The 5,853-nt window shown below is 72.6% G+C and carries 5 protein-coding genes; 2 read left to right on the top strand and 3 right to left on the bottom strand.

From position 1 onward, the window contains the following. Nucleotides 1-54 precede the first annotated feature (54 nt). The gene (locus EKO23_RS24180; protein WP_134721056.1) at nucleotides 55-813 is read right to left on the bottom strand and encodes a maleylpyruvate isomerase family mycothiol-dependent enzyme; all 759 of its coding nucleotides are present in this window, start codon (nucleotides 811-813) and stop codon (nucleotides 55-57) included. Nucleotides 814-830: 17 nt separating this feature from the next. After that, on the bottom strand, nucleotides 831-1,343 hold the full coding sequence (locus tag EKO23_RS24185) for a MarR family winged helix-turn-helix transcriptional regulator (protein WP_167880637.1): 513 nt from the start codon (nucleotides 1,341-1,343) through the stop codon (nucleotides 831-833). A gap of 68 nt (nucleotides 1,344-1,411) precedes the next feature. On the opposite strand from EKO23_RS24185, the gene EKO23_RS24190 reads away from it, so the two are divergent. Further along, nucleotides 1,412-3,445, top strand: a complete 2,034-nt coding sequence (locus EKO23_RS24190) for an MMPL family transporter (protein ID WP_134721060.1) — start codon at nucleotides 1,412-1,414, stop codon at nucleotides 3,443-3,445. Nucleotides 3,446-3,558: 113 nt separating this feature from the next. Further along, entirely contained in the window at nucleotides 3,559-5,118 is a 1,560-nt protein-coding gene (locus EKO23_RS24195; protein WP_134721062.1) for a M28 family metallopeptidase, read from the top strand. A 38-nt stretch (nucleotides 5,119-5,156) separates the two neighbouring features. On the opposite strand, the gene EKO23_RS24200 is transcribed toward EKO23_RS24195, so the two are convergent. Continuing rightward, on the bottom strand, nucleotides 5,157-5,853 hold a 697-nt coding region (locus tag EKO23_RS24200), incomplete at its 5' end, for an NAD(P)-dependent malic enzyme (protein WP_281280997.1).

The following is a 5,853-nucleotide window of genomic DNA, read 5'->3' on the forward strand; positions in this document are numbered from 1 at the left end:
CAACTCAACCCCCAGCGCGGCGCAACTCAACGCCCAGCGGGGCGCCGCTCGACGTCAGCCCCAGCGGACCTGGGCGTGGTCGCGCCAGACGTCGAAGCCGTGGTCGGGGACCACTTCGTCGGAGCGGTTCCAAAGGGTGAGGTAGAGCGCGACCGCGGGGCCCTCGAGGAGCACGTCGCCGGAGACCGGGCCGCGGTGCCGGGTGGTGACCGCCGGCTCGCGGCCGACCTCGACCAGCCAGGCGTGGTCGGAGTCGGTCGGGCGCACGGCGATCGAGACCGGGTCCTCGGACCGCAGCCGGGAGACCGAGCGGGTGACGAACCCGGTGAGCAGCTCGTCGATGCCGTCGAGCGCGACCGCCCGGTCGATCCAGGTGTCCGCGGCGACCGGGTAGCGGCCGAGCGCGGCGGACAGCGCGTCCACCGCGTGGATGGTGGTCTCGTGACACTGCCGGCGAGCCCAGAACTGGCGGGCCGGGGGCGGGTCGTTGAGGAAGCGCAGGACCTTCAGGTCCTCGGGGGCGTCGGTGAGCGCCTGGGCCAGGTCGATCGCTCCGTCCCGCAGCCACTCGACCGGGTCCGGCGAGGCCTTGCCCTCCCGCTCGACCGCGTCCGGGTCCAGCCGCTCGCCGCGCACGATCGCGGTTGCCCACCGGTGCACCATGCCCTGGTGCGCGATCAGGGCACGCACGTCCCAGTCCGGGCACGTGGGTACGCCGGCGCGAAGCCCGGCGCGGTCGGCGTACCGGACGAACGCCACCAGCGCGGTGCGCACACCCTCGAGGTGCGCTGCGAGGGGAAGGTCGGTCGCCATGCGCACAGCCTGACCCGTCACTGCCCCCGACGCGACCGATATTTCCCCCGGTCCGTATCACCGTCCGCGGGGTCCGGGGTGATGACGGCGTCCAGCGCCGCGGTGGCGCCGCGCAGGTAGCGCTCGACCACCGCGCGCTCCTCGGTGGTGAGCGTCTCGTCGAGCCGGGCCAGCTCGACGAACATCGGCCCGAGGTGGTCGAGGATCTCGGCACGCCCCGAGTCGGTGAGGTGGACGTCGACCCGGCGCCGGTCGTCGGCGTGCGGCCGACGCTCCGCGTGCCCGCGCTCGACGAGGCGGTCGACGATCCCGGTGGACGCGGCGGTGGAGACGTCGAGGCGGCGGGCCACCTCGGCGGGGCCGAGCGGCTCGCGGCTGAGGTGGTCGAGGGCGGTCATCTCGGTCTCGCTGAGCCCGGCCCGGCGGGAGACCACGTGCCGGAGCCGGGCGCCGGCCTCGAGCAGGTCCCGAAGGGCGAGGGTGGCCTCCGACGGCACCCGGCCGCTGGAGGACCGCCTGCGCTCGCTCATTGTTCCTCGCCACATTGGTTGCTAAGTTACTTAGCGATCTTACGTTGACCAACCCCGAGGAGTGTGGCATGACGTCCCTGCTGACCGGGCGACGTACGGCGTGGCTGGTCGCCCTCGTGCCGCTGCTGCTCGCCGGAGCGTTGATCGCCCTGCTCGGAGAGGCGGAGCGGGACCCCGGCCCGACGGACACGCTGCCCGCCGGCGCCGACAGCACGCTCGGCACCGAGCTCGCCGCCGAGCTCCCCGAGAGGGATGCCTCGGTCGCGGTCGTGCTGTGGTCGGTCGAGGAGGGTCGGCTCCCGCTGGCCGAGATCCGCGCGCAGGCCGACCAGCAGCTCGCCGACGGGGTCCGCGTCGTCCCGTCCCGTGACGGTACCGCCGCGATCGCCGTGGTCCCGGTGGTCGCCGGCACCGCCACCGAGAACGCCGACGAGGTCGAGGAGCTGCGCTCGACGGTCACGGCCGATGTGCCCGACGGAGTGAGCGCCCAGGTCACCGGCCCTGCCGCGGTCGAGGCCGACCTGGCAGCGGTCTTCGAGGGCGCCGACCTGCGCCTGCTCCTCGCGACCGCCACGGTGGTCGCGGTGCTGCTCGTCATCACGTACCGCAGCCCGGTGCTGTGGCTGGTGCCGCTCACGGTGGTCGCCGTGGCCGACCGGCTAGCGGCGGTGCTGGCGACCCAGACCCTGGCCGCGTTCGGGATGGCCTGGGACGAGTCGACCGTGGGGATCCTCTCCGTGCTGGTCTTCGGTGCCGGCACCGACTACGCCCTGCTGCTGATCTCCCGCTACCGCGACGAGCTGCGGTCGCACGCGTCCCGGTTCGACGCCATGGCCGTCGCCGTACGGCGCACGGTGGAGCCCGTGCTGGCCAGCGCCACCACCGTCGTGCTCGGTCTGCTGACCCTGCTGCTCTCCCTGATCCCCACGACCCGCGGCCTTGGACTGGCCTGCGCGGTCGGCATCGTCGTCGCGGCCACCTTCGCCCTCGTCGTGCTCCCGGCCGGCCTGGTGGTCTTCGGCCGCTGGATCTTCTGGCCGCGGGTGCCACACGAAGGCGAGCCCGCGCTCGTCGACACCCGGTCGCTGTGGCGGCGCGTCGGCGACCGCGTCGCCCAGCACCCGACCGCGTTCGTCACCGGGACCCTCGCCCTGCTGGCCGTGATGTCGCTGGGGCTGTTCCGGATCGAGACCGGGCTCGACCAGGCCGACCAGTTCCTCGACGAGCCCGAGGCGATCACCGCGTCCAAGCGGCTGGCGGAGTCCTTCCCGGCCGGCGCGGCCGACCCCACGCGCGTCCTCACCCGCGCGGACGGCAGGTCGGTGCTGTCGACCGTGGAGGACACCCGGGGCGTGCAGTCGGCCCGGATCACCCAGCGCGGCAACGGGATCACCCAGGTCGACGCAGTCCTCGACGCCGCGCCCGGCACGAGCGCCTCGGAGCAGGCCGTCGTGGACCTGCGCACCGCTCTGGCGCCGTACGACGACACCCACGTGACCGGGAGCGAGGCGACGTCCATGGACGAGCGCGACGCCGCCGCCCGCGACCGGAAGGTGATCCTGCCGCTGATCCTCGCGCTGGTGCTCGGTGCGCTCGTGCTGCTGCTGCGATCACTGCTGGCCCCGGTCCTGCTGGTGGCCACGGTGCTCGCGACGTTCTCGGCCAGCCTCGGGGTGTCGTGGTGGCTTTTCACCGGGCCACTCGGGTTCGACGCGCTCGACGTCGGCGTGCCGCTGCTGGCGTTCCTGTTCCTGGTGGCGCTCGGCGTCGACTACAACATCTTCCTGGTCACCCGGGCCCGCGAGGAGGCCGTCGACCACGGCAGCCGCGAGGGGATGCTGCGGGCGCTGACCGCCACCGGAGGCGTGATCACCAGCGCCGGCGTGCTGCTGGCCGCGGTGTTCGCGGTGCTCGGCGTGCTACCCCTCGTCGTGCTCGCCCAGCTCGGCGCGGTGATCTGCATCGGCGTGCTGCTGGACACGCTCGTCGTCCGCACCGTCCTGGTGCCGGCGATGGCGCTGCGACTCGGTGACCGGTTCTGGTGGCCGTCCCGGCAACCCGAGGGAGCCCGGGGTCGTCCCCTGGTCACCTCTGACTATTGACCGGTTTGTCCGGTTGTCACTTGGATGGCTGGCAGTGCGTCGGGGGGCTCGGACCCCGTCCCGGCCTGCGATGCACCGGTCATCACCGGAGATCGAGGTCGAAGGAGAACGCCATGCCACACACCCACCGGCGCCTGCCCCGCCTGCTGCCCCTGGCGCTCGTCGCCGCCGGGCTCGCCTGGGCCGGCACCACCACCGGCGCGGACGCCGCACCCGCGGCACCGCCCGGCTGCGCCACCCGCACCAACAACACCTACGGCAAGCTGCTCGAGTGCGTGAGCCTGGACGGGGTCCGGGCGCACCAGCGGGCCTTGCAGAACATCGCCGACGCGAACCACGACGAGTTCTACCCCGGCACCCGGGCCGCCGGCACGACGGGGTACGCCAACAGCGCGGCGTACGTCGCGGGGAAGCTGCAGGCGGCCGGCTACACGGTCACGCTCGACGAGTTTGACTTCGAGTTCCAGTTCCCGGCGCTGCTCCGGCAGCTCACGCCGGTCTCCGCGACGTACGCCTCGGGCACGTTCACGGGTTCCGGCAACGGTGACGTCACCGCCGCCGTCACCCCGGTCGACATCAACCTCATACCTCCGCGGGCCAGCACCAGCGGCTGCGAGGCGGGCGACTTCGCCGGCTTCCCGGCCGGCAACATCGCCCTGGTCCAGCGCGGCACCTGCACGTTCGCCGTCAAGGCTCTGAACGCGCAGGCGGCAGGCGCCTCCGCGGTCGTGATCTTCAACCAGGGCAACACCCCGGACCGCGAGGGCCTCATCATCGGGACGCTGGCCCCCGACACCGTGAACATCCCCGTGGTCGGCGCCTCGTTCGCCGACGGATCGGCCCTCTCCCAGCCCGGCTCCACCGCGCGCGTGCGGGTGCTGCCCAGCGAGCAACGCACCAACGTCAACGTGATCGCGGAGATGCCCGGCGACAACACCGACAACGTGGTCATGGCCGGCGCCCACCTCGACAGCGTCGTCCAGGGGCCCGGCATCAACGACAACGGCTCCGGCTCCGCGGCGCTGCTCGAGACCGCGCTCCAGATGGCCAAGGTGAAGCCGGTCAACACGGTGCGGTTCGCCTGGTGGGGCGACGAGGAGGGAGGCCTGGTCGGCTCCACGGCGTACGTCGACGGGCTGTCGCAGGCCGAGCGTGACCGGATCGCGCTCTACATGAACTACGACATGATCGGTTCGCCGAACTACATCCTCATGACCTACGACGCCGACGAGTCGACGTTCACGGCGCCGGTGACGGTCCCGCCCGGCTCGGAAGCGATCGAGAAGCTCTACGAGGGCTTCTACACCTCGCGCAACGTGCCGTACGACGACACGGCGTTCAACGGCCGCAGCGACTACCAGGCGTTCATCGAGGCGGGCATCCCGTCCGGTGGCCTGTTCACCGGTGCCGAAGGCATCAAGACGGTGGCGCAGGCAGGGATCTGGGGCGGGACCGCGGGTGCGCAGTACGACCCGTGCTACCACCTGGCCTGCGACACGTTCGCCAACAACGCGGACGCGGCGCTCGACGTCAACAGCGACCTGGTCGCCTACGCGATGCTCACCTACGCCTTCTCGACGGAGTCGGTGAACGGCGTCCCGGGCAAGCCGGTCCCGGGCTCGCCGTCCTCGCCGCTGCCGGCCCCGGCCGGCCCGCAGGGCACCACCGGGTGAGCCCGCGGGGCTGCACCTCCGACTGAGGGAGGTCCTGCTCAGCTGCCGTGGTGGTGGCCGCCGCTGATCGCGTCGGCCACCGCCTTCGGCACGTCGGGGTCGAAGACGCTCGGGATGATGAACGAGGGGTTGATCTCCTCGTCGGTCACCACGTGCGCGATCGCCTCGGCGGCCCGCAGCAGCATCTCGGTCGTCACCTCGTGCGCCCGGGCGTCGAGCAGGCCGCGGAAGACGCCCGGGAACGCGAGCACGTTGTTGATCTGGTTGGGGTAGTCGGAGCGTCCGGAGGCCACCACCGCGGCGTACTTCGCGGCCTCGGCCGGGTCCACCTCCGGATCGGGGTTGGCCAGCGCGAACACAACGGGATCCTTGGCCATGCTGGGGATCCACTCGGGGTCGAGCACACCCGGCGCCGAGACCCCGATGAAGACGTCGGCGTCCTTCAGCGCGTCCTGGAGGGTGCCGCGGACCTGCCGCGGGTTGGTCTTCGCGGCGAGCGCGGCGTGCGCTGGGGAGAGCGTCGTGTCGTCCCGGGACAGCAGGCCCTCGCGGTCGCTCACGATCACGTCGTTCGCGCCGCCGGCCAGCAGCAGGGTGACGATCGCCGACCCGGCGGCACCGCCCCCGGAGACCACGACCCGCACGTCCTCGAGCCGCTTGTCCACGCAGCGCAACGCGTTGGTGAGCGCGGCGAGCACCACGATCGCGGTGCCGTGCTGGTCGTCGTGGAAGACC

It is taken from the genome of Nocardioides guangzhouensis (assembly GCF_004519545.1).
GTDB classification, from domain to species: Bacteria; Actinomycetota; Actinomycetes; order Propionibacteriales; family Nocardioidaceae; genus Nocardioides; species Nocardioides guangzhouensis.

Coding starts and splice junctions, on each gene's coding strand:
- EKO23_RS24180 (WP_134721056.1), bottom strand. CDS start 813: ATGGCGACCGACCTTCCCCTCGCAGCGCACCTCGAGGGTGTGCGCACC.
- EKO23_RS24185 (WP_167880637.1), bottom strand. CDS start 1,343: ATGAGCGAGCGCAGGCGGTCCTCCAGCGGCCGGGTGCCGTCGGAGGCC.
- EKO23_RS24190 (WP_134721060.1), top strand. CDS start 1,412: ATGACGTCCCTGCTGACCGGGCGACGTACGGCGTGGCTGGTCGCCCTC.
- EKO23_RS24195 (WP_134721062.1), top strand. CDS start 3,559: ATGCCACACACCCACCGGCGCCTGCCCCGCCTGCTGCCCCTGGCGCTC.